We start from the raw sequence: 23,819 nt of genomic DNA on the forward strand, positions 1-23,819 counted from the left end.
CACCTGCCCGGGAGGCACAGCCGCACGGGACCGGCGCACGGTCGTCGGGCGCCGCCGCCGGGCCCGCGCGGCCCCGGCTGGGGACCCCGACCGGTCATACTGGTGTCATGACCAGCGCGGCGAGGCAGAGAGCGAGATCCGGCGCATGACGCAGTCCCCCGCCCGGCAGACCGCGCCGGCGGCCGAGGAGCCGCGCCTGACGGTGGACGAGCTGGCGGCACGGTCCGGTACGACGGTCCGCACGATCCGCTTCTACAGCGCCAAGGGCCTGCTGCCGCCGCCCGAACTGGGCACCCGCCGTGTCGGTCTGTACGGTCCCGACCACCTCGCCCGGCTGGCGCTGATCGAGGAGCTGCAGCGGCAGGGCCTGACGCTCGCCGCGATCGGCCGCTACCTGGACCAACTGCCCGCCGACATCACCCCCGAGGACCTCGCGCTGCACCGGGCGCTGGTGGCGACGTGGATGCCGGACGCCGCGGAGGAACTGGCCCGTGACGGGTTGGAGCAGCGGGCGGGCCGGCCGCTGAGCGGAGGCGACCTGGACCGGCTCGCGGCCATGGGCGTGCTGCACCCCACCGCGGACCCCGGGGTGCTGCTGGTGAATCCGGCGCTGCTGCACCTGGGCGTGCGCCTGCTGGACGTGCCGATCCCGCTGGAGACGCTGCTCGCCACCCGGGAGATCGTGCTGAAGCACGCCCGCGCGGTCGCCCACGAGCTGCACCGGCTGTTCCAGCAGGAGGTCTGGCAGCCGTACGTGGCCGGGCGCCCGGCGCCGGAGGAGCGGGCCCGGATGCGCGGGCTCACCGACGACCTGCAGCCGATGGTCGTCCAGGCCCTGGTCACCGCCTTCCAGCGGTCGCTCGCCGAGGAGCTGCGGGCCACGGCCGCCGGGCTCGGCGACCGGGGCCGCGGCGAGGAGTGACGGCGGCGCCGCGGCCCCCGGTGCGGAGGCCGCGGCGCCGGTCGGTCGGGTCAGCCGTCGGTGAAGGTCTCGCCGCGCTCGGCCTTGCGCACCAGCAGCTCCGGTGCCGCGAAGCGATCCCCGTAGGCGGCCCTCAACTGCTCGGCGCGGGCGAGGAAGCCGGCCGGGCCCCCGGGGTAGCCGTTGACGTACTGCAGGACGCCACCGGTCCAGGCGGGGAAGCCGATGCCCAGGATGGAGCCGATGTTGGCGTCGGCGACGGAGGTGAGGACGCCCTCCTCCAGGCAGCGCACGGAGTCCAGGGCCTCGACGAAGAGCATGCGCTCCTTGAGGTCCTCGAAGGGTACGGCCGCCGCCTCCGGCTCGGTGAAGTGCTCGCGCAGTCCGGGCCACAGGCCGGCCCGCCTGCCGTCCGCGTAGTCGTAGAAGCCGGCGCCGCCGCTGCGTCCGGTGCGTCCGAACTCCTCGACCATGCGGTCGACGACGGCGTCAGCGGGGTGCGGCCGCCAGCTGCCCCCGGCCTCCTCCACCGCCCGCCGCGACTCCTCGCGGATCTTCCGGGGCAGGGTGAGCGTCAGCTCGTCCATCAGGGAGAGCACCTTGGCCGGGTAGCCGGCCTGGGCGGCCGCCTGCTCCACGGTGGCGGGGTCGACGCCCTCGCCGACCATCGCGACGCCCTCGTTGATGAAGTGCCCGATGACGCGCGAGGTGAAGAAGCCGCGCGAGTCGTTGACGACGATCGGGGTCTTGCGGATCTGCCGGACCAGGTCGAAGGCGCGGGCGATCGCCTCGTCGCCGGTGCGGGCGCCCTTGATGATCTCGACCAGCGGCATCTTGTCGACCGGTGAGAAGAAGTGCAGGCCGATGAAGTCCTCGCGGCGCTGCACGCCCTCCGCGAGGAGCGTGATGGGCAGGGTGGAGGTGTTGGAGCACAGCAGGGCGTCGGGGGCGACGACGCCCTCGATCTCCTGGAAGACCTTGTGCTTCAGGGCGGGGTCCTCGAAGACCGCCTCGATGACGGCGTCGCAGCCCGCCAGGTCCTGCGGGTCGGCGGTGGGGTGGATCCGGGCGAGCAGTTCGTCCCGCTTCTCCTGCGTGGTGCGGCCCCGGGCCAGGGCCTTGTCGAGGAGGCCCGCGGAGTACGCCTTGCCGCGCTCCGCCGCCTCGGCGCCGACGTCCTTCAGGACGACCTCGATGCCGGCCCTGGCACAGGCGTAGGCGATCCCGGCGCCCATCATGCCGGCGCCGAGCACGGCCACCTTGGTGACGGTGCGGGCCGGGACGTCCTTGGGGCGGCTGGCGCCGGAGTTGACGGCCTGCATGTCGAAGAAGAAGGCCTGGATCATGTTCTTCGCGATCGGGCCGGTCACCAGCTCGGTGAAGTAGCGGGCCTCGATGGCGAAGGCGGTGTCGACGTCGACCTGCGCGCTCTCCACGGCGGTGGCCAGGATGTTGCGCTGCGCCGGGTAGGGCGCGCCGGCGAGCTGCTTGCGCAGGTTCGCCGGGAAGGCGGGCAGGTTGGCGGCGAACGCGGGGGTGCTGGGGGTGCCGCCGGGGATGCGGTGGCCCTTGACGTCCCAGGGCTGCGCGGACTCGGGGTGGGCGTCGATGAAGGCGTGCGCCTTGGCGAGCATGTCGTCGCGGTCGGTCGCGACCTCGTGGACCAGGCCGTTCTCCAGCGCGCGCCGCGGGTCGTACTGGTTGCCCTGCAGCAGCACCTTCAGCAGCGCGTCGGTGATGCCGAGCAGCCGCACCGTGCGGACGACCCCGCCGCCGCCGGGGAGCAGGCCGAGCGTCGCCTCGGGGAGCCCGATCTTCGAGCCGGGGGCGTCGAGCGCGACCCGGTGGTGGCAGGCGAGCGCGATCTCGTAACCGCCGCCGAGGGCGGCGCCGTTGATCGCGGCGACGACGGGCCTGCCGAGGGTCTCGATGCGGCGCAGGTCGCGCTTCATGCCCATGCCGGCCTCGAAGATCTGCGGGGCGTCCTCGGGACCCGCCTTGATCATGTCCTTGAGGTCGCCGCCCGCGAAGAAGGTCTTCTTCGCGGAGGTGACGATGACGCCGCGTACGGCGTCGCGTTCCGCCTCCAGGCGGTCGGCGACGGCCCGCAGGGACTCCCTGAAGGCCTGGTTCATGGTGTTCGCGGACTGGTTCGGGTCGTCGAGGACGAGCGTGACGACCCCGGTCTCGTCCTGTTCCCAGCGGATGGTGGTGTTCGTCGGAAGTGCGCTCATGTTCGGTCGGCTCCGTAGCGGGTGAAGCGGGACGGGACGGGGGTGTCAGAGGCGTTCGACGACGGTGGCGATGCCCATGCCGCCGCCGACGCACAGCGTGGCGAGTCCGTACCGCTGGTCGCGGCGCTCCAGTTCGTCGACCAGGGTGCCCAGGATCATGGCGCCGGTGGCACCGAGGGGGTGGCCGAGCGCGATGGCGCCGCCGTTGACGTTGACCTTGTCGTGGCTCAGGCCCATCTCGCGCATGAAGCGCAGGACGACGGCGGCGAAGGCCTCGTTGATCTCGACGAGGTCGATGTCGTCGACGGTCAGCCCGGCCTTGGCGAGTGCCTTGCGGCAGGCGGGAGCGGGACCGGTGAGCATGATGGTGGGGTCCGAGCCGGACACCGCGGCGGAGACGATGCGGGCGCGGGGGGTCAGGCCGAAGCGCTCCCCCGTCTCGCGGTTGCCGATGGCCACCAGGGCGGCGCCGTCCACGATGCCGGACGAGTTGCCCGCGTGGTGGACGTGGTCGATCCGCTCGATCCAGTGGTACTTCTGCAGCGCGACGGCGTCGAAGCCGCCCGCCTCGCCGATCGTGGCGAAGGACGGCTTGAGCCCGGCCAGGCTCTCGGCGGTGGTGCCGGGGCGGATGTGCTCGTCGCGGTCGAGGACGACCAGGCCGTTGCGGTCGAGGACGGGGACGACGGAGCGGTCGAAGCGGCCCTCCTTCCACGCCTCGACGGCGCGGGCCTGCGACTCGGCGGCGTAGGAGTCCACGTCGTGGCGGCTGAGGCCCTCGATGGTGGCGATGAGGTCGGCCCCGACGCCCTGCGGCACGAAGCCCGTGGTGTAGCTGGTCATCGGGTCCATGGCCCAGGCGCCGCCGTCGGAGCCCATCGCGACGCGGGACATCGACTCGACACCGCCCGCGAGGACGAGGTCCTCCCAGCCGGAACGGACCTTGGCGGCGGCCATGTTGACGGCCTCCAGACCGGAGGCGCAGAAGCGGTTCTCCTGGACGCCGGCCACGGTCTCGGGCAGGCCGGCGGCGATGGCGGCGGTCTTGGCGATGTCGGAGCCCTGGTCGCCGATCGGGGTGACGACGCCGAGCACGATGTCGTCGATCGCGGCCGGGTCAAGGCCGGGCAGGCGGCGGCGCAGTTCGTCGATGAGCCCGGTGACCAGGTCGATGGGCTTGGTGCCGTGGAGGGAGCCGTTGGCCTTGCCGCGCCCGCGCGGGGTGCGGATGGCCTCGTAGACGTAGGCGTCGGTGCTCAACGTCGGGTGCCTTTCGGTGAGGGTGCCGGTGTGGGCAGGGTCCGGGTGGGTGTGTGGGGTGGGGCGGGACGGGGCCGCGGTGGTCAGCCGAGCAGCGAACGGCCGATGATCTCCTTCATGATCTCCGTGGTACCGCCGTAGATGGTCTGGACGCGCCCGTCGGTGAAGGCCCTGGCGATCGGGAACTCGCGCATGTAGCCGTAGCCGCCGTGCAGTTGCAGGCAGCGGTCGGTGACCCGCTTCTGCAGTTCCGTCGCCCACCATTTGGCCATCGACGCGTGCACCGCGTCGAGGCGGCCCGCCGTGTGCTCGCCCACGCAGCGGTCGACGAAGGTGCGGGTGACGGCGCATTCGGTGGCCATCTCGGCGATCTCGAACCGTACGTGCTGCAGCCGGGCGAGCGGCCGGCCGAAGGCCGCGCGCTGCTTGACGTAGGTGGTGGTGAGCTCCAGCAGGTGCTCGGCGGCGGCCGCCGCGGCGACGGCGATGGTGAGCCGCTCCTGGGCGAGGTTGGCCATGAGGTGGAGGAAGGCCTGGTTCCCGGTGCCCAGCAGGTTCTCCTTGGGCACCCGCACCTGGTGGAAGAAGAGTTCGGCGGTGTCCTGCGCCTTCTGGCCGATCTTGTCGAGGTTGCGGCCGCGTTCGAAGCCGGGCATGCCGCGTTCCACCACGAGCAGGCTCAGCCCGCGCGCACCGCCCTCGGGGGTGGTGCGGGCGACGACCACCACGAGGTCGGCGAGGATCCCGTTGGAGATGAAGGTCTTGGAGCCGTCGAGGATCCAGGCGTCGCCCGCGTCGGTGGCGGTGGTGCGGATGCCCTGCAGGTCGGAGCCGGCGCCGGGTTCGGTCATGGCGATGGCCGTGATGGTCTCGCCGCTGCAGAACCCCGGCAGCCAGCGCCGCTTCTGCTCCTCGGTGGCCAGTCCCGTCAGGTAGGGGCCGACGATGTCGTTGTGCAGGCCCAGGGCGAGCCCGTGCGCCCCGGCGCGGGCGAACTCCTCGGCCAGCACGACCGCGTGACGGAAGTCGTCGTTGCCCCCGCCGCCGTACTCCTCGGGCACCGCGGGGCCGAGCAGGCCCTGGCGGCCGGCGGCGAGCCAGGCCTCCCGGTCGACGATGCCGGCCTTCTCCCAGCGCTCGTGGTGCGGCAGCACCTCCTTGGCCAGGAAGGCCCTGACGGTCTCGCGGAACGCCTCGTGCTCGGCCGTGAAGAGCTCGCGCTGCATGCTGGTGCCTGCCTTCCGCCGGTGGCCCGGCTACGGGAGCCGGTCCGCGGCCCGCTCGATGAGCGAGGTGACGGGCGTCGCGGCGGCGGGCGCGACCGTCCGCGGCACCTGGAGGTCCCAGTCGCGGGCGACCTCCGCGGTGTGCGCGCCGGGCAGGGCGGGCGGTCGCCGCAGCGCGCCGGGGGTGACGGAGAAGCGCGGGGCAGGGGCGGGCTGGGTGACGCCGCCGGGGCCGGCGAAGGTGCCGCGGGCCGCCAGGTGGGGATGGGCCGCGGCCTCGGCCAGCGACAGCACCGGCGCCGTGCAGGCGTCGCTGCCCTCGAAGACCTCCGTCCACTCCTGGCGGGTACGGGTCGTGAAGCGGGCCGCGATCACCGCGCGCAGTTCGTCCCAGCGTCCGAGGTCGCCCCGGTCCGGCGCGTCCTCGGGGAGGCCGAGCAGCCGGGCGAACTCGGCGTAGAAGGCGGGTTCCAGGGCGCCGACGGCCATCCATCCGCCGTCGGCGGTCTCGTAGACGGCGTAGTAGGGGCAGCCGCCGTCCAGCAGGTTGACGCCCCGCCGGTCCTGCCAGCCGCCGGCGGCGGCCATGCCGCGGATCATCGCGCCGAGGTGGGCGACACCGTCGACGATGGCCGCGTCGACGACCTGGCCTGTGCCGGTGGTCCGGGCGTGGTGCAGGGCGGCGAGCACCCCGGTGACCAGGTAGAGGGAGCCCCCGGCGTAGTCGCCGAGCAGGTTGGCCGGGATCGCGGGCGGTCCGTCGCCGGGGCCGATCATCCCGAGGGCCCCGGCGACGGCGATGTAGCCGATGTCGTGCCCGGCGCGCGGGGCGAGCGGCCCGTCCTGGCCCCAGCCGGTCATGCGGCCGTAGACGAGGCGGGGGTTGCGGGCGTGGCAGTCGGCCGGGCCGACGCCCAGGCGTTCGGCGACGCCGGGGCGGTTGCCCTCCAGCAGGACGTCAGCGCGGGCGGCCAGGTCCAGGACCAGCCGTACGCCCTCCTCGCTCTTGAGGTCGGCGACCACGGAGCGCTTGTTGCGGTTGGTGACGTCGTGCGCCGGGTCGATGCCGAGCCGGGAGCCGCCGGGCCGGTCGACGCGGACGACGTCGGCACCGAGGTCGCCGAGGAGCATGGCGGCGAACGGGGCCGGGCCGATGCCGGCCAGTTCCACCACGCGCACACCGGTGAGCGGCCCGCCCGCGGTGGACGCCTCGGACGCCTCCCGCGGTCGCGTTCGCGCCTCGGTCATCGGGGGCCTCCGGCTTCGCGGCGAGCATGACAGTATTGCTGTAACACTGGCGATGCTATGGATGTGCGATGCCGTTGACAAGGGCCGCAGCCCCGGCGGGCCGCGGTTCGTGTGAGGATCACCACCATGGAGGAGGCACAGTGGCAGAGGTGACGGACGCAGGCCCGCCGGACGACGCCGTACGGGTGAGGGAGCTCTGGCGGGGCCTGGGCCTGCCGGGGATCGTGGACGTGCACACGCACTTCATGCCGGACCGCGTGCTCGCCAAGGTCTGGGCGTACTTCGACTCCGCCGGCCCGCTCACGGGCCGGCCGTGGCCGATCGCGTACCGCACCGGCGAGGAGGAGCGGGTGGCCACGCTGCGGGCGTACGGGGTGCGCGCCTTCACCTCGATGCTCTACCCGCACAAGCCGGCGATGGCCGCCTGGCTGAACGCCTGGGCCGCGGACTTCGCCGCCCGGACGCCCGACTGCCTGCACACGGCGACCTTCTTCCCGGAGCCGGAGGCGCCCGGCTACGTCCGGCAGGCCCTGGAGGCCGGCGCCCGGGTCTTCAAGTGCCACGTGCAGGTGGGGGCCTTCGACCCCAACGACCCGCTGCTCGACCCCGTCTGGGGGCTGCTCGCGGACGCCGGCGTCCCCGTCGTCACCCACTGCGGCTCGGGTCCCGTCCCCGGCCGGCACACGGGTCCCGGCCCGATCGCCCGGCTGCTGGCCCGGCACCCCCGGCTGCGGCTGGTCGTCGCGCACATGGGCATGCCCGAGTACGGGGCGTTCCTGGACCTCGCCGAGCGGTACGAGGGCGTGCACCTGGACACCACGATGGCGTTCACGGACTTCAGCGAGGCCGCCGCGCCCTTCCCGCCCCCGGAGCGCAAGCGGCTGGCCGACCTCGGTGAACGCGTGCTGTTCGGCAGCGACTTCCCCAACATCCCGTACGCGTACCTGCACGCGCTGCGGGCGCTGACGCGGCTGGAGCTGGGCGACGCGTGGGCGCGGGGCGTCCTGCACGGCAACGCCGTACGCCTCTTCGGGATGCCGCGGTGACCCCGCCCGGGCGGCCCGCGGGGCCGGAGGCGATCACCACGCCGCGGCTGCTGCTCGAACCGCTGCGGGTGGAGCACGCGGAGGAGATGGCCGATGTGCTCTCCGACCCCGGGCTCCACGAGTTCACCGGCGGCACCCCGTACGACGCGCCGGGCCTGCGCGCCCGCTACACGCGCCTGGTCGGCGGCTCAGGGGACCCCGCGGTCTCCTGGTGGAACTGGGTGCTCCGGCTCCGCGAGGACGGCCGCCTCACCGGCACCGTGCAGGCCACGGTGGCGTGGGACACCCCTGACGGCACGGTCGCGGAGGTCGCCTGGGTGGTCGGCACGCCGTGGCAGGGCCGCGGCATCGCCACCGAGGCGGCCGTCGCCCTGGTCGGATGGCTCACGACGCTCCCGGTCGGCCGCGTGATCGCCCACGTCCACCCGGGGCACGGGGCTTCCGGGGCGGTCGCGGCCGCCGCGGGCCTGGCGCCCACGTCCGTCGTCGTGGACGGCGAGACCCGCTGGCGGCGCGACGTCACCCCGCCTTCGGGCACCGCACGGGACTGATCCGCCCGGGCGCAGGGAGGGAGGGCGCGGGGAGGGCACGGTACGGCGACACCGGCGGGCCGCCACGGGCGCCGTTGCGGGCGTCGGCCGCCGGCGTGATGAAGGATGTCCCCGCCCGGAACATCCCGTTACGTCCCGCCGCACACGCCCCGGAGGTACCCCTTATGGCGCCATGTCCGCACTGGCTCTTCGGCGATCAGTTGGGGCCGCACTTCCTCGGCCGCGGCGTCCCCGTGGTGATGATCGAGGCACGCTCGGCGTTCGCCCGGCGCCGCTCGCACCGCGCCAAGGCGCACCTCGTGCTGTCGGCGATGCGGCACCGGGCGGCGGAACTCGGCGACCGGGTGCGCTACGTCCGGGCCGCGACCTACCGCGAGGGGCTGCGCGAGGCGGTCGGCGACGCGCGGGTGACGGTGTCCCGGCCGGCCTCGCGGGCCGCGCTTCGGCTGGTGGAGGGGCTGGACCAGGTCGAGGTCCTGCCGGACCGGGGATTCCTGGTGTCGCGCGAGGACTTCGCCGGCTGGCTCGAAGGGCGCCGCGGCGGACGCCTGCTGCTGGAGGACTTCTACCGCTGGGTGCGCCGGTCCCACGACCTGCTGATGGACGGCGGCGAACCGGCGGGCGGACGGTGGAACCTGGACCACGACAACCGGGAGCCGCCGCCGCGCGACCGGGACGACCTCGGGGTGCGGCCGCCCTGGCGGCCGCACGAGGACGAGATCGACGAGGAGGTCCGGCGCGACCTGGACCGCTGGGAGCGCGAGGGCCTGGTCCGCTTCGTCGGACGCGACGGCCCGCGGCTGTTCCCCGCGACCCGGCGCGAGGCGCTGGCGGCGCTGCGCGCCTTCGTGGCGCACCGGTTGCCGGATTTCGGCCGGTACGAGGACGCGATGCTCGCCGGGGACCCGGTGATGAGCCACAGCCTGCTCTCCGCCCCCCTGAACCTGGGGCTGTTGCACCCCGCCGAGTGCGTCGAGCGGGCGGAGCGCGCGCTGCGCAGCGGTGAGGCGCCGCTGAACAGCGTGGAGGGCTTCGTCCGGCAGGTCGCCGGATGGCGGGAGTACGTGCAGCAGGTCTACTGGCACTTCGGCGCGGACTACCGGCAGCGCAACGCGCTGGACCACCACACGCGGCTGCCGCGGTGGTTCCTGGAACTGGACGCCGACGCGGTGCGGGCGCGCTGCCTGTCGACGGTGCTGGCCCAGGTCCGGGACACGGGCTGGACCCACCACATCCCCCGGCTGATGGTGCTGGGCAGCCACGCGCTCCAACAGGGCTGGGACCCGGCGGAGTTGACGGACTGGTTCCACCGCTGCTTCGTCGACGGCCACGACTGGGTGATGGCGCCGAACGTGGTCGGGATGTCCCAGTACGCGGACGGCGGGCTGATGACGACCAAGCCGTACACCTCGGCGGGCGCCTACATCCACCGCATGAGCGACCTGTGCGACGGCTGCGCCTACCGGCCCGCCGAACGGACGGGCGAGCGCGCCTGCCCGTACACGACCGGCTACTGGTCCTTCGTGCACCGGCACCGCGACCTGCTCGCCGCCAACCACCGTACGGCGAGGGCGGTTCGGGGTCTGGAGCGGCTGGGGAACCTGCCCGAGGTGCTGGCGCTGGAGGAGGAGCGCGGGCGCCGGACACCGTGACGGAGTGCAACCTCGGCCGCGCAGCGGGTACCCGAACACAGGTGCCCCCTGGCGACACCTACGAAAGAGAGTCACCATGTCACTCTGCGTAGCGACTCGATGCACTTCAGGCACGTATAGTTACCTGCGTCACACCAATAACAGGGAACGGTTCAGGGCACCACGTGAGTCTCATACGTAGGGCCGCAGTTGGGCGCTGGAGCTGGTTGCTGCCCGACGCGCAGGAGAAGTGAGGAGAAGCCATGCGACCGTTCGCGCTGATTCATGCCCGACCGGCCACACCCGAAACATTTGTAGCGCCGTACACCTACGATTCCGCCCTGCAGCTGAACGTGCTCCCCGACGGCCGCCCCGTCATCACCGACCGCGCGCTGCTGCTCGCCACGGCCGCCACCGTCTCCACCGCCGGCTCCAAGACGCACTTCGACGACTGAGCACCCCGAACCCGATGACCGTCCTGATCCTCACCTCTCCCGAGGACGTGACAGCCGACCTGGTGGTGGCCGCGCTGCACGACCGCGGGACGCCGGTGGTCCGCCTGGACCCTGCGGACCTGCCCGGCGAGGTGTCCATGTCGGCCGAGTACGTACGCGGTGACGTACGCGGGTACCTCTCGGTCCAGGAGCGCATGGTGAGCATGGACAGCGTGCGCTCCCTGTGGATACGAAGACCCGGCACACCCGGCGCGGGCGCGGTGGAGCAGTCCGAGTGGCTGACCGCCGAGGCCGGCGCGGCACTGTACGGGGCGCTGCGCTGCGTCCGGGCCCGGTGGATGAACCACCCGGCCGCCGCGACGCAGGCCCGCTACAAGCCGTGGCAGTTGTTCACCGCGCACCACTCGGGGTTCGCGGTCCCCGCCACGCTCATCACCACCTTCCCGCAGGCGGCACGGGAGTTCGCCGAGCAGCACCCGCGGCTGGTGGTCAAGTCGGTCTCCGGCACGCACCCGGGCGACCCGCCGATGGCGCTGCCGACCACGCTGGTCGCCCCGGATGCCGACTTCTCCGCGGTGGCGGCCGGGCCGACGCTGCTGCAGCAGTACATACCCAAGGCCGCTGACATCCGCCTGACCTGTGTCGGGACGGAGTTGTTCGCGGCCCGCAAGAAGTCCGGTCCCGACCAGGTGGACGGCCGTTTCGGCAGCCCCGAGGACGTGGACTGGGAACCCGTGCAGCCGCCGGTGCGCATCGCGCGCTCGGTGCGGGAGTACATGACCGCGGCCGGACTCGCCTACGGCGCCTTCGACTTCGCCGAGGACACCGACGGGACCTGGTGGTTCCTGGAGTGCAACCAGGGCGGTCAGTTCGGCTTCGTCGAACTGGCGACGGGGCAGCCCATCACCGCGGCCATCGCCGGCTGGCTCACCGGCTGATCACCCGGCCGGCTGATCATCTGTCCGGCTCACCTGCCCGGCTGACCGCCCGTCAGGACTCGCGCAGACCCCATGGGGCGCCGTAGGAGGTCAGCAGGTCGAGGAACGGCCGCGGGGCGAAGGCCTCGGGGCCGAGGACACCGCTGCCCGCCCAGGTGCCCGCGGCCATCAACTCCAGCGCCACCACGGGGTTGACGGCCGTCTGCCAGACGACGGCCTGCGAGCCGTACTCGCGCATCGACCACTGGTTGTCGACGACGTGGTACAGGTACACCTCGCGCGCCCGGCCGTCCTTCGTCCCCTTCACCCACGTGCCGGCGCAGGTCTTGCCGTGCATGCGCTCGCCCAGCGTCGCCGGGTCGGGCAGGCAGGCGGCCACCACGTCCCGCGGGCTGACCAGGACGGATCCCCCGCCGCTCGGCACCCGGACGGGCTCGGTGCGGTCCAGGCCGAGCTGGTGGAGGGTCCTGAGCGTGCCGATGAACTCCTCCCCCAGGCCGTACTTGAAGGTGACGCGCCCCGCGTCGACCCAGCGCGGCATCAGCAGCACCTCCTCGTGCTCGACGTTCACGCAACCGACGGGGCCGATGCCCTCGGGGAAGTCGAAGACCTCCGGCTCGCTGAAGGGCGGGGTCGTGAACCAGCCGCGTCCGGCCTCGTACACCACCGGCGGGTTCAGGCACTCCTCGATCGTGGTCCAGATGCTGAACGACGGTGCGAAGTCGTGGCCCTCGACGGTCAGGTTCGCCCCGTCGCGCACCCCGATCTCCTCGATCGCGTCGAACAGTTCGTCGGCGGCGTAGCGGGCGAAGACGTCCGAGAGGCCCGGCTCCACGCCCATGCCGACCAGGGCCAGCCGGCCGGCCCGCTCCCACTCCGCGGCCCGCTCGAACTGGGCGTCGCCGAGCTTGACCCCGCACTCCTCGTAGGGGCGCTCCGGATGCGGGCGGGAGAGCGACATCGCCATGTCCAGGTAGTCGGCGCCGGCGGCGAGGGCCGCGCCGAACAGGGGCATCACGAAGCGCGGGTCGGTGGCGTTGAGCAGGACGTCGCAGCGCTCCTGGACGAGCAGCGCGCCGACCGCCGCCTCGTCGGAGGCGTCGACGCGGGCGGCGGAGAACCGGCCGCCGCCGTCCACGGACGCCACGGACGCCACGGACGCCACGGACGCCACGGCCGCCTCGGCGCGGACGAGGTCCCGGTCGGCGACGACCATGGCCTCGAAGAACGGGCGACGGGCGGCGATCCGGGCGATGGCGGTACCCACCCCGCCGGCTCCCACAAGCAGTACACGCATGGCTGACAACTCTCCGTTCCGAGGCGGAGGCGCCTCTGCCCAGGGATGAAACGCCGCCCGTCGCCGTATGGTCAATGGCGTTGGCATAAGGACGCACGCCGGAAGGGGAGGGCCTCGTGCCCAAGAAGGTCGTCGAGGAGGCGGGACGCCGGCGCCGCCGCCCCACCAGGAACGGGGCGGTGCTCTCGCACCGGCTGATCGTCGACACCGCGCTGCGCATGCTGCACGAGCACGGCCCCGCCGGGCTCACCGTGCGGCGGCTCGGCACTGCGCTCGGCGCCGACCCGAGCACGCTCTACCGGTACTTCCGCGGCATGGACGACCTCACCCTGGCCATCGCGGACGACCTGATGGGCCGGGCGATGGAGGGGTGGCGGCCCAGCGGCGGCTGGCGCACCGACCTGCGCGACCTGGGCATGCGCATCCACACCGCGTACCTCGCCCACCCCCAGGCGGCGGTGCTCACCGCCAGCCGGGTCTCCGGCCGGGCCCACGAGACGGCGGCCGACGAGGCGGTCCTCGGCGTCCTGCGCACCGCCGGGTTCCCCGACCCCGCCGCGGTGGCGATCTACCAGGCCCACATCGACCAGGCCCTGGCCTTCGCGGCGCTGGACGCGGCGACCCTGGCCCTCCCCGAGGCCGCCCGGGCCGCCGACCGGGACGTGTGGCAGGAGACGTACGCGCGCCTCCCGGCACGGACCCACCCGCACATCGCGGCCACCGCGGACCTGCTGGTCGCCCGGATGAACCGCAGCGCCTACCCCACCGCCCTCGACATGCTGCTCGACAGCGCCGCCGCCCGGCTGGCGGCGTCGCGCCGGGGCTGAGGGCTCGCCCGACCCTCCCGCCGCCCCCGCATACTGGAAGGCCGGACCCGCCCCTGACCTGCGCGGGTCCCGGAACGACAGAGCGAGTGGGGTTGGTGGAACGTGCGGATGCCGGTCGTCGAGGACGAGGAGACACGCACGGACGCGACGACCGGGCGAGCGCCGCGGCGGACGTCCGGGCCGGGCGCCCGTGGGGAGTGCGACGCATGACACGCTCCCGCACCGAGCAGCGTGGCGCGACGAGGCCCCGGCGGCGCGTGACGGCGTCGCGCCTCACCGTCCTCGCGGTCCTGGCCGTCTGCGCCGTGGGACTGTGCGCCGTACTGGCAGGGCGGGACGCCGGCGGGCGGACGGCCCCCGCGGCCGCCCAGCACGGACCGGCCGCCTCCGCCGTGCCGTACACGGCACCCACGACGACGACCGCCCCGGCACCGACCGCCACCCCGACGCACAAGCCGGCCCGGGTGCCGGAACACGGCGACGGCCGGTTCACCGAGGCCCCCGGCACCTCGCGGACCATCGGGCACGGCCCCCTGCTGCGGTACGGCGTGGAGGTCGAGGACGGCACCGGGTTCACCGCGACCTCGGTGGCCGCCGAGGTGGACCGCATACTGGCCGACAAGCGCGGCTGGACGAGGGCCGGCGCCGCCTTCCGGCGCGTCGACGCGCCGCCGTACGACTTCCTCGTGCGCCTGGCCACCCCGGACACCACGGACGACCTGTGCGCGAAGTACGGCCTGGACACCGGCGGCGAGGTGAACTGCAGCGGCGGCAAGGACGTCGTGGTCAACCTCAAGCGCTGGGTGCTGCTCAGCCCCTACTACAAGGGCCGCCCGGCCGAGTACCGCGCCCTGATCATCAACCACGAGGTGGGCCACCGCCTCGGCCGCGGTCACCGCGGCTGCCCCGGCCCCGGGCGCCCCGCACCGGCGATGATGCAGCAGATCAAGGGCCTCCACGGCTGCACGCCCAACGCCTGGCCCTTCGACCGCCACGGCCGCGCCGTCACCGGCCCCGCCGTCCCGTGACCGGAACGGCGGACGTGCGCCCGGCGCAGCGCTCAGCCGAACCAGCCGCCCCGGCGCGTACCGCGCCACCGGTGCCTCCCCCTCGACCGTAAGGCGGAAGCCGGCGTCCATGTCGTCGCTCGGCCAGGCCAGGACGTAGGGGCAGGGCGGCTCGACCGGCCGGGTCGCGTACCAGCCGAACCCCACGACCAGCGCGACGAGTCCACCGACCGACGCGTGCTGCCGAGGTGACCACCGGGCCCAGAGGTCGATCACGCGCAGAGCGTTGCGCGTGACCCGGGACGGCCGGCCCGTGACCGTCGGCTGCTCCGTCCGACCAGGGCCGGGGCCGGGGCCGGGGCCAAGAGTCCTGCGCAGCGTCGGCGCATCGGGGCGACGGAAGCCGCCGCATCCCCTCCCGGGCCGTCGGCCGGACGGCCCCCGCGGCGCGAGGGGTCCGCCAGGGGTTCGGACCCCACGTCATGCGGCGCCCGTGCCCCCCGCAAAGCCCTCCCGCCCGTCGGGGCGACGGCGGGGGCGGGGGCGCGGCTCCGGGCTCGTCCCGAGGCCCCCTGGCGCACGGCGCGCCGCGCCGCTTTGCTGGGGGCGGACCGCTCTGCCCGTGCCCCGCCGTCGAGCCCGAGGACAGGACGACATGACCGCGGAGACCACCGCACAGCCCGAGGACGCCGCCGGCGTCCGGCCCGTCCCCGGCCCGCGCGGGCTGCCGCTGCTCGGCAGCCTGCCGGCCTTCGCCCGCGACCCGCTCGCCTTCTTCGTCAGGCTGCGCGGCCACGGCGACCTGGTGCGCTGGCGGCTCGGCCCGCAGCGCGCGCTGTTCCTCTCCCGGCCCGAGCACATCGGCGAGTTGCTCACCGGCGTCGAGACCGTCTTCCGCCATCCCGAACTCGGCTGGGCCTTCAAGCTGGTGCTCGGGGACGGCGTCGTCACCAGCGAGGGTCCCGCGTGGCGCCGCAAGCGGGCGCTGGTGCAGCCCGCCGTGCGCCCCCGGCAGGTGCGTTCGTACGCCGGCACGATGGCCGAGTGCGCGGCGGCCACCGGCGAGCGGTGGCAGGCGGGCCGGCGCCTGGACGTGCGACGCGAGATGCTGGCGCTCACCCAGCGGATCGCGGTGCGCACCCTGTTCGGCGCCGACACCGAGGGGCGGGAGGACGTGATCGGCCGGGCGATGGACGTCGCCCAGCGCGCCATCGGTGACGAGTTCCGGGGCGTCACGCTGTTCCTGCCGCCGTGGGTCCCGACGCCGGGCCGCCGGCGGCTCAAGGCCGCGGTGAAGGTGATCGACGCGGAGGTGGCCCGGGTCACCGGGGCCCGGCGGCGCGGCGGCGAGGAACGCGACGACCTGCTGAGCCGGCTGCTGGCGGCCGTCGACGAGGAGGGCCGCCCGCTCACCGACCGGGAGGTCCGCGACGAGGCGGTCACGCTCTACATCGGCGGCCACGAGACCACGGGCACCACCCTCACCTGGGCCTGGTACCTGCTCGCGCGGAACCCCGCCGCGCGCGAGCGGCTCACCGACGAGCTCGCCCGGGTGCTGGGCGACCGCGACCCGGGGTTCGACGACCTGAAGGAACTGAGCTGGACGGAGCAGGTCGTCAAGGAGACCCTGCGGCTCTACCCTCCCGTGTGGCTGATGACCGGGATCGCCACGGCGGACTCCGTGCTCGACGGGCGGCCGGTGCCCGAGGGCACCGTGCTGTGGTCCAGCCAGTGGAGCGCGCACCGCGACGCGCGCTGGTTCCCCGCGCCCGGGGAGTTCCGGCCCGAACGGTGGGAGGGGGAGGAGGCGGCCGCGCTGCCGGACCACGCCTGGTTCCCGTTCGGCGGCGGCGCGCGGGCCTGCCTGGGCGCCCGCTTCGCGATGGTGGAGGCGGTGCTGGTGCTGGCCACGCTCGCCCGGCGCTTCCACGTGGACGTCGACCCCGGCGAGATCCCGCCGCGCCCGGGACTGACCCTGCAGCCGGGCCGGGAGGTGACCGCGACGCTGCGTGCCGTGTGAGCCGACGGGCCCGCCCGTCCGGGTAGGGTCGGGACGGTGGCACCGGAACCGGAAGGGCTGTTCCCGCTCGACGACGTCCTGCCCACGCGGCACACGGCGCCGGCCCCCACGTCCTTCCGCGACTCCCCCGCCGCGGCGCGCCTGCTGGACGTCCGCACGGTGTACGCCGAGCCGGAGGCGGCCGCCTCGCCGCGGGGGCGGGAGATCCTTGCCCGCTTCCCGGACGCCGAGGTGGTCGAGGTGCCGTCGCACTGGCGGATCCCGGGCCTGCACGGCAACGAGGGCAACGCCGCGCGCTGGGTGCGGATCAAGGCGGGGACGCTCGTCCTCGGGGTGAAGAAGACCCTGGCCGTGCGCCCCAACGGCCGCTCCGCCGACTGGATCGCGCCCGGCGCCTCGAACGGCTGCGCCATGGCCTGCGCCTACTGCTACGTCCCCCGCCGCAAGGGCTACGCCAACCCGGTCACCACCTTCACCAACGTCGACCGGATCATCGCCCGCGTCGCACGGCACGTCGCGGAGCAGGGCCGCAAGCCCGCTCCCAACCAGTGCGACCCGCGCGCGTGGGTGTACGACGTCGGCGAGAACGGCGACTGCTCGGTGGACGCCCTGATCGGCGACAACACCGCCGACCTCGTGGCGGCCTTCCGGCACTGGCCCACGGCGAAGGCGTCCTTCGCGACCAAGTTCGTCAACCCCGACCTGCTGCTGCTCGACCCACGCGGGCGCACCAGGATCCGCTTCTCCCTGATGCCGCCCGAGGACTCCCGGCTGCTGGACGTCCGGACCAGCCCGGTCGCCGAACGGATCGCCGCCGCGGGCGACTTCCTCGAGGCCGGGTACGAGGTGCACTTCAACCTGTCCCCGGTCGTCGTGCGGCCCGGCTGGCAGGACGCGTGGGCGGAGCTGTTCCGGCGGCTGGACGACGTCCTTCCGGCGGCGGTGAAGGCCCAGGCGGCGGCCGAGGTGATCATGCTCACCCACAACGCCGGGCTGCACGAGGTGAACCTGGGCTGGCACCCCCGGGCCGAGGAGCTGCTGTGGCGCCCGGAATTGCAGGAGCCCAAGCGGTCGCAGAACGGTGACCTCAACGTGCGCTACCGCGCCGCGGAGAAGGCGGCGTCCGTGCGCCGGCTGCTGGACCTCGCCGCGGAGCACGCGCCGTGGCTCCGCATCCGCTACGCCTTCTGAGGCTGCTCCGGCCTCATCTCCTCACGTGCCGCGCGCGTTCCCTCCGGGAGTTCCCGTTCGCGGCGTGATGCAGGCCACGTACGAAACCGTTTCGTTTCGACGAGCCGGAGCTTAGCCTCTGAGGAGTACGAAACGGTTTCGTTCAGGACGGAGAGGGTTCATGACCGTACCGGTCGCCGCCCGCCGCGGCAGCCGCCTCACCCCGGAGCGCGAGGCCGCGGTCTACGCGAGCACCCTCGACCTGCTCCGCGAGGTCGGCTACGAGGCCCTGACCATGGACGCCCTCGCCACCCGCGGCCACTGCAGCAAGGCCACCCTGTACCGGCAGTGGGGCGGCAAGGCACAGCTGGTCGCCATGGCCCTGCGCCACGAGCAGCCGGCCGGCGCCGGTGACGTCGACACCGGGAGCCTCAGCGGCGACCTCCGTGCCCTGCTGACCCTCGTGGACGACCGGCGGATGGAGCGCCAGTGCGCACTCATGCGCGGCCTGACCATGGCCCTGCAGGGCAACCCCGACCTGATGCGGGCCCTGCGCGAGGTCATGGTCCAGCCGGAGCGCTCGGGCCTGGACGCCCTGCTGCGGCGTGCCGTCGACCGCGGGGAGATCAGCGCGGACAACCCGGCGCTCCCCCACCTCCTGCAGATGCTGCTGGGCGCCTTCGTCACCCGGCAGGTGCTCGAGGGCGAGCCGCCCACGCAGGCCTACCTGCTGGCCTTCCTCGACGCGGTCGTGCTGCCCGCGCTCGGCGTCCGTCCCGGACCCGCAGACGGACCGCCCGCCCCCGCATCCGCCCCCGCCGCCGCGCCCGCTCCCTGACGGCGCCCCTCCACCTCCGCCCCCGAACCCGACAGGGAGTACGCCCCCGTGGCCACGTTCCTCTACCGGACCGGCCGGTTCGCCTTCCGGCGACGGCACTTCGTCGTCCTGATCTGGGTGGCGCTGCTCGCCCTCGCCGGCGTCGGCGCCGCCAACGCGCCCGCCGCGGGCAGCTCCTCCTTCTCCGTGCCCGGCACCGAGTCCCAGAAGGCCTTCGACCTCCTCGACGAGCGCTTCCCCGGCACCGGCTCCGACGGTGCGACCGCCCGCGTGGTCCTCAAGGCCCCCGCCGGCGGGAAGATGACGGAACGCGCCAACAAGAAGACCGTCCGGAAGGTCGTCGACGAGCTGCGGCGCGGCTCCGAGGTCGCCTCCGTCGACGACCCGTACACCGCGAAGGCCGTGAGCGAGGACCGGACCGTCGCCTACGTCCGCGTGGCGTACGAGGTCCCCGGCATGGAGCTGCGGGACTCCTCCCGCGAGGCGCTGGAGACCGCCGCGGAGCACGCCCGTGACACCGGGCTGACCGTGGAGATCGGCGGCGACGCGCTGCAGACGGCCCCCGAGACCGGGGCGACCGAGGTGATCGGCATCGCCGTCGCGGCGGTCGTCCTGGTGATCACCTTCGGTTCCCTGGTCTCCGCCGGCCTGCCCCTGGTCACGGCACTGATCGGCGTCGGGATCGGCGTCAGCTCCATCACCGCGCTGGCGAGCGCCCTCGACCTGGGCTCCACCACATCGATCCTGGCCATGATGATCGGCCTGGCCGTGGGCATCGACTACGCCCTGTTCATCGTGTCCCGCTTCCGCGCCGAACTCGCCGAGGGGCGCCGGGGCGAGGAGGCGGCCGGACGCGCCGTCGGCACCGCCGGCTCCGCCGTGGTCTTCGCCGGACTGACCGTCGTGATCGCGCTGGTGGGCCTGTCGGTCGTCGACATCCCGATGCTGACGAAGATGGGCGTCGCCGCCGCCGGCACCGTCGTCATCGCCGTCCTCATCGCCCTCACCCTGGTGCCCGCGCTCATCGGCTTCGCCGGCCGGCGGATCCGCCCGGCCGACGCCGGCGGGCTGTTCCGCCGCCGCGGCAGGAACGCCCACCACGCCCACCGCAGGCCCCCGGCCGAGCGGCCCAACATGGGCACCCGCTGGGCCCGTTTCGTCATCCGGCGTCCCGTCGCCGTGCTGCTGGTCTGCGTCGCGGCGCTCGGCGCGGCGGCCGTACCCGCCGCGTCGATCGAGCTCGGTCTCGGCGACGACGGCTCCCAGCCCGCCTCGACGACCCAGCGCCGGGCGTACGACCTGCTGTCCGAGGGCTTCGGCCCCGGCTTCAACGGGCCGCTCGTCGTGGTCGTCGACGTCAGGGGCGCCGACGACCCCCGGGGCGCCGTCCGCGAGACGACCACGGACATCAAGGGCCTGGACGACGTGGCGGCCGTGACCCCGCCGAGGTTCAACAAGGCCGGGGACACCGCGACCATCACCGTGGTGCCCGCGTCCAAGCCGAGCAGCACCGAGACCGAGGACCTGGTCGCGGCGATCCGCGGCACGGGCGACCGGATCACCGACCGCACCGGTGCCAAGGTCTCCGTCACCGGCACCACGGCGATGAACATCGACACCTCGCAGAAGCTCACCGACGCGCTGCTGCCCTACCTGGCACTCGTCGTCGGCCTCGCCTTCGTGCTGCTGATCGTCGTGTTCCGTTCCGTGCTCGTCCCGCTGAAGGCCGCCCTGGGCTTCCTGCTCTCGGTGACGGCGGCCCTCGGCGCGGTCGTCGCGGTGTTCCAGTGGGGGTGGCTGGCCTCCCTGCTGGGTGTGGAGCAGACCGGGCCGATCATGTCGATGATGCCGATCTTCCTGGTGGGCGTGGTCTTCGGTCTCGCCATGGACTACGAGGTCTTCCTGGTCACCCGCATCCGTGAGGCGCACGTCCACGGCGAGCGCCCCGGGCAGGCGATCGTCACCGGGTTCCGGCACGGTGCCCGGGTGGTCACCGCGGCCGCGGTCATCATGATCGCCGTCTTCGCCGGGTTCATCGGCTCCGGCGAGGCGATGATCAAGTCGATCGGCTTCGGTCTGGCCATCGCCGTCTTCTTCGACGCCTTCATCGTGCGCATGGCCGTCGTCCCCGCGGTGCTGGCGCTGCTCGGCCGGCGGGCCTGGTGGCTGCCGTCCTGGCTGGACCGGATCCTGCCGGACGTCGACGTCGAGGGCGAGGGGCTGCGCCCCGCGGGCGCGGCGGACGGGGCGGAGCCGTCCGGTCCGGCGGCGGAGCGGGAGCCGGCCCGCGCCTGACCCCGCGTACGTCCCGCGCCTCCCCGGCCCACGCCACCCCCCTGCGGCGTGGGCCGGGGGCTGGGTAGCGTGGGGCGCGGGGCCGTACGACCGACGTACGGGCAGTGAAGGGACGGCGCGCAGGTGCAGCAGGAATCGGCGGACTTCCCCGCGCTCGCCGCGCCCGCGGCGGCGGACCTGGCCGCGCTCGACGAGCGGCTGACCGGTTGCCGCGCCTGCCCGCGGCTGGTCGCCTGGCGCGAGGAGACCGCCCGGGTACGGCGCCGCGCCTACGCCGGGTGGGAGTACTGGGCCCGTCCCGTGCCGGGCTTCGGCCCGCCGGACGCCGCGCTGGCCCTGGTCGGCCTGGCCCCCGCGGCGCACGGCGGCAACCGCACCGGCCGGATGTTCACCGGCGACCGCTCGGGCGACGTGCTCTTCGAGGCGCTGCACGCCGTGGGCCTGGCCTCCCAGCCCACCTCCGCCGAACGCGGCGACGGCCTGGAGCTGTACGGGGTACGGGTGACCTCGCCCGTCCACTGCGCGCCGCCCGCCAACAAGCCCACCACGCAGGAACGGCTGACCTGCCGCCCGTGGCTCGTGCGCGAACTGGAGCTGCTGCGGCCCACGCTGCGCGCGGTCGTCGTGCTCGGCGCGTTCGGCTGGCAGGCGCTGCTGCCCGTGCTCGGCGGCGCCGGATACCGGCTGCCGCGCCCGCTGCCCCGGTTCGGGCACGGCGTGCACGTGGAACTGGCGGGCCCGGAAGGGGAGCCGCCACTGCACCTGTACGGCTGCTACCACGTCAGCCAGCAGAACACCTTCACCGGGCGGCTCACCCCCGCCATGCTGCGCGAGGTCCTGGCGGCGGCCGGCGAGCGGGCCGGGCTGCCCGTGACACGCCGGGACGGCTGAGACCGGCTGAGACGGGCCGGGACCGACGTGACCCGGCGGTCCCGCTCAGCCCGCCGCGCGCACGATCGCGCCGGCGACCACCGGCAGCGAGTCCGGGTGGTCGGTGAGGAACAGGTTGGGCTCGATCAGCTCCAGCTCCATCACGCGCGGGGTGCCGTCCTCGGCGTCGACCAGGTCCACCCGGGCGTAGAGCAGCTCCGGCCGTCCCGGCACGGCGGCCAGCGCCCGCTCCGCGGCGGCCAGTTCGGCCTCCGTCGGGGTCCAGGGGCGCACCCCGGGGTGGGCGACCTTGCGCTGGTCGTAGCGCGTGTCCGGGGACAGCACGGCGTTCTTGGCGATGGCGTGCAGGAAGCGGCCGCCGAGGAAGACCAGGGCCCGCTCGCCGGTGGTGTCGATCCGCGGCATGTAGGGCTGGACCATCGCGGTGATGCCCTCGTCGTGCATCCGCGCCACGTGCGCCCGCGCCTCCTCGTGCTGCTCCGGACGGTAGCGCGCGGCGTAGCGGGCCCCCGCCCCCGCGGCGGGCTTGACCACGAACTCGTGGCCGGCCGGCAACCCGTCGGTGCCGCCGCCCGGCGGCAGGTAGCGGGTGGCGACCGCGGGCACGCCGAGGGAGGCCAGCTCGCCCAGGTAGCGCTTGTCGGAGTTCCAGCGCACGACCGCGGGCGGGTTGAGCAGGGTGGTGGCGGCACCGCAGCGGTCGGCCCAGGCCAGGAACTCCTCGGTGCGCCAGGTGTAGTCCCAGGTCGACCGTATGAGCGCCAGGTCGAACCCGGCCCAGTCGACGTCCGGGTCGTCCCAGTTCACGACCGCCGCCCCAGCGCCCGCGGCGGCGACGGCGTCCCGCAGCAGCGACAGGTCGCGGTCGACGGTGCCCTCCGGAAGGTGCGCGGTCGTCACCAGGGCGATCCTCGGCTGCGGCACGGGGGCTCCTCGGGGTCGGGCGGGGATCTTGCCGTCCCGCAGGCTACCCGGGCGGAATCGCCGGTGGTCACCGGGCCCGCGGGCACGCCCCGGCGGCCGTGCACAATGGCGGCATGCCCAAGTCCCGCCCCGGCCGACGCTCCGCCCCGCGCCCCCACTCCCGTCCCGTGCCGCACTCCCCCGGCACCCCCTGCCCCTGCGGGCTGCCCGCCGTGTACGGGGACTGCTGCGGCCGCTACCACTCCGGCCACGCCGCCGCCCCCACCGCCGAGGCCCTGATGCGCTCCCGCTACAGCGCCTACGCGGTGCACGACGCGGCGTACGTGCTGCGCACCTGGCACCCGGAGACCCGGCCCGCGGAGCTGGACCTCGACCACCACCTGCGCTGGGAACGGCTGGAGGTCCTCGCGACGACGGACGGCAGCGCCTTCCACAGCGAGGGCACCGTCGCCTTCCGCGCGCACTACAGCCTGCGCGGCGAGCACGGCGTGATGGAGGAACGGAGCCGCTTCGTCCGCCACGACGGCGCCTGGGTCTACGTGGCGCCCCTGCCCTGAGCGTCACCGCACGACGGTGCGACCGAGCCGTCGGTGGGGCTCGCGTTCGGATCGCCGCAGCCGGCGTCCGCCACGAGCCTGATGGGGACGTGGTCCGCGCTGGACGCCTCCCGCTGATCGCCATCCGTATGCTGCAGAGCAGTTCGGCCGTCGCGGGCGGCACGATGGCGTCCGGCCCACCGCCCTCGCCATGCCCGCGGTCCGGCACAGCGGCGAACACCCGTCGAGACCCGGGCGATCGGGCCGCACCTTCGCGGCCCAGGCGCCACGGCCAACCCACGCAATCGCGCCGGGCGACACCACGATCAGCGCACCGGGCGCGCGGTCCCGCCCGAACGACGCCGCCATCGGCCGCACGCAGCTCCCGATGCCTCACCGGCGGCACGATGGCGTCCGGCCCACCGCCCTCGCCGTGCCCCCGCAACAACGAACACCCGTCGGCACCCGGGGGATCCGGCCGTACCTTCGCGGCCCAGGCGCCA

The 23,819-nt window shown here is 74.3% G+C and carries 20 protein-coding genes; 14 read left to right on the top strand and 6 right to left on the bottom strand.

Annotation, left to right across the window (positions count from 1 at the left end):
- The first annotated feature begins 145 nt into the window (after positions 1–145).
- Positions 146–922 carry a MerR family transcriptional regulator gene (locus ACZ7MY_RS18365; protein WP_499602982.1) on the top strand — a complete coding sequence of 259 codons (777 nt, stop codon included), beginning with the start codon at positions 146–148 and terminating at the stop codon, positions 920–922.
- Between the two features lie 50 nt (positions 923–972).
- Here the strand turns inward: ACZ7MY_RS18365 and ACZ7MY_RS18370 are convergent, their stop codons facing one another.
- The 4 genes from ACZ7MY_RS18370 to ACZ7MY_RS18385 all read right to left on the bottom strand — a co-directional run bounded on the left by ACZ7MY_RS18370 (position 973) and on the right by ACZ7MY_RS18385 (position 6,890).
- The gene (locus ACZ7MY_RS18370) at positions 973–3,156 is read right to left on the bottom strand and encodes a 3-hydroxyacyl-CoA dehydrogenase NAD-binding domain-containing protein (protein ID WP_499602984.1); all 2,184 of its coding nucleotides are present in this window, start codon (positions 3,154–3,156) and stop codon (positions 973–975) included.
- A gap of 45 nt (positions 3,157–3,201) precedes the next feature.
- Positions 3,202–4,416 carry an acetyl-CoA C-acetyltransferase gene (locus tag ACZ7MY_RS18375; RefSeq protein WP_499602986.1) on the bottom strand — a complete coding sequence of 405 codons (1,215 nt, stop codon included), beginning with the start codon at positions 4,414–4,416 and terminating at the stop codon, positions 3,202–3,204.
- 83 nt (positions 4,417–4,499) lie between these two features.
- Positions 4,500–5,642, bottom strand: a complete 1,143-nt coding sequence (locus tag ACZ7MY_RS18380) for an acyl-CoA dehydrogenase family protein (RefSeq protein WP_499602987.1) — start codon at positions 5,640–5,642, stop codon at positions 4,500–4,502.
- 30 nt (positions 5,643–5,672) lie between these two features.
- The gene (locus ACZ7MY_RS18385) at positions 5,673–6,890 is read right to left on the bottom strand and encodes a CaiB/BaiF CoA transferase family protein (RefSeq protein WP_499602989.1); all 1,218 of its coding nucleotides are present in this window, start codon (positions 6,888–6,890) and stop codon (positions 5,673–5,675) included.
- 140 nt (positions 6,891–7,030) lie between these two features.
- Between ACZ7MY_RS18385 and ACZ7MY_RS18390 the strand changes: the two genes are divergently transcribed.
- The 5 genes from ACZ7MY_RS18390 to tgmB all read left to right on the top strand — a co-directional run bounded on the left by ACZ7MY_RS18390 (position 7,031) and on the right by tgmB (position 11,511).
- Positions 7,031–7,936 carry an amidohydrolase family protein gene (locus ACZ7MY_RS18390; RefSeq protein WP_499602991.1) on the top strand — a complete coding sequence of 302 codons (906 nt, stop codon included), beginning with the start codon at positions 7,031–7,033 and terminating at the stop codon, positions 7,934–7,936.
- Complete coding sequence (locus tag ACZ7MY_RS18395) at positions 7,933–8,487, top strand: GNAT family N-acetyltransferase (protein WP_499602993.1); 555 nt, start codon at positions 7,933–7,935, stop codon at positions 8,485–8,487. Before ACZ7MY_RS18390 ends, ACZ7MY_RS18395 begins: the two co-directional genes overlap by 4 nt.
- A gap of 164 nt (positions 8,488–8,651) precedes the next feature.
- A complete protein-coding gene (locus ACZ7MY_RS18400) occupies positions 8,652–10,139 on the top strand; it encodes a cryptochrome/photolyase family protein (RefSeq protein WP_499602995.1) in 1,488 nt (495 codons plus the stop codon).
- A 242-nt stretch (positions 10,140–10,381) separates the two neighbouring features.
- Positions 10,382–10,573 (top strand): putative ATP-grasp-modified RiPP, encoded by a 192-nt coding sequence (gene tgmA, locus ACZ7MY_RS18405; protein WP_018562451.1) that lies wholly within the window; start codon positions 10,382–10,384, stop codon positions 10,571–10,573.
- 14 nt (positions 10,574–10,587) lie between these two features.
- Positions 10,588–11,511, top strand: a complete 924-nt coding sequence (gene tgmB, locus ACZ7MY_RS18410) for an ATP-grasp ribosomal peptide maturase (protein WP_499602996.1) — start codon at positions 10,588–10,590, stop codon at positions 11,509–11,511.
- 52 nt (positions 11,512–11,563) lie between these two features.
- Here the strand turns inward: tgmB and ACZ7MY_RS18415 are convergent, their stop codons facing one another.
- Positions 11,564–12,808, bottom strand: a complete 1,245-nt coding sequence (locus ACZ7MY_RS18415; RefSeq protein WP_499602997.1) for a saccharopine dehydrogenase family protein — start codon at positions 12,806–12,808, stop codon at positions 11,564–11,566.
- Positions 12,809–12,924: 116 nt separating this feature from the next.
- Here ACZ7MY_RS18415 and ACZ7MY_RS18420 point away from each other — a divergent pair, with 116 nt between their 5' ends.
- From ACZ7MY_RS18420 to ACZ7MY_RS18450, 7 genes are all read left to right on the top strand, one after another.
- Positions 12,925–13,635: a TetR/AcrR family transcriptional regulator gene (locus ACZ7MY_RS18420; RefSeq protein ID WP_499602998.1), complete on the top strand. Its 711-nt coding sequence runs from the start codon at positions 12,925–12,927 to the stop codon at positions 13,633–13,635.
- A gap of 206 nt (positions 13,636–13,841) precedes the next feature.
- Positions 13,842–14,663, top strand: a complete 822-nt coding sequence (locus tag ACZ7MY_RS18425; RefSeq protein WP_499602999.1) for a DUF3152 domain-containing protein — start codon at positions 13,842–13,844, stop codon at positions 14,661–14,663.
- A 634-nt stretch (positions 14,664–15,297) separates the two neighbouring features.
- Positions 15,298–16,662, top strand: coding sequence for a cytochrome P450 (locus tag ACZ7MY_RS18430; protein WP_499603000.1), 1,365 nt, complete (start codon positions 15,298–15,300; stop codon positions 16,660–16,662).
- Between the two features lie 36 nt (positions 16,663–16,698).
- The gene (locus tag ACZ7MY_RS18435; RefSeq protein WP_499603001.1) at positions 16,699–17,853 is read left to right on the top strand and encodes a spore photoproduct lyase family protein; all 1,155 of its coding nucleotides are present in this window, start codon (positions 16,699–16,701) and stop codon (positions 17,851–17,853) included.
- A 160-nt stretch (positions 17,854–18,013) separates the two neighbouring features.
- Positions 18,014–18,670, top strand: a complete 657-nt coding sequence (locus ACZ7MY_RS18440) for a TetR/AcrR family transcriptional regulator (protein WP_499603002.1) — start codon at positions 18,014–18,016, stop codon at positions 18,668–18,670.
- A 48-nt stretch (positions 18,671–18,718) separates the two neighbouring features.
- Entirely contained in the window at positions 18,719–20,965 is a 2,247-nt protein-coding gene (locus ACZ7MY_RS18445) for an MMPL family transporter (RefSeq protein WP_499603003.1), read from the top strand.
- Positions 20,966–21,088: 123 nt separating this feature from the next.
- The gene (locus tag ACZ7MY_RS18450) at positions 21,089–21,856 is read left to right on the top strand and encodes a uracil-DNA glycosylase (RefSeq protein ID WP_499603004.1); all 768 of its coding nucleotides are present in this window, start codon (positions 21,089–21,091) and stop codon (positions 21,854–21,856) included.
- 45 nt (positions 21,857–21,901) lie between these two features.
- On the opposite strand, the gene ACZ7MY_RS18455 is transcribed toward ACZ7MY_RS18450, so the two are convergent.
- The gene (locus ACZ7MY_RS18455; RefSeq protein ID WP_499603005.1) at positions 21,902–22,780 is read right to left on the bottom strand and encodes a DcsG N-terminal domain-containing protein; all 879 of its coding nucleotides are present in this window, start codon (positions 22,778–22,780) and stop codon (positions 21,902–21,904) included.
- Between the two features lie 113 nt (positions 22,781–22,893).
- On the opposite strand from ACZ7MY_RS18455, the gene ACZ7MY_RS18460 reads away from it, so the two are divergent.
- Positions 22,894–23,337: a YchJ family protein gene (locus ACZ7MY_RS18460; protein ID WP_499603006.1), complete on the top strand. Its 444-nt coding sequence runs from the start codon at positions 22,894–22,896 to the stop codon at positions 23,335–23,337.
- Positions 23,338–23,819: the final 482 nt, after the last annotated feature.

The organism is Streptomyces sp. NPDC111520 (genome assembly GCF_055635295.1).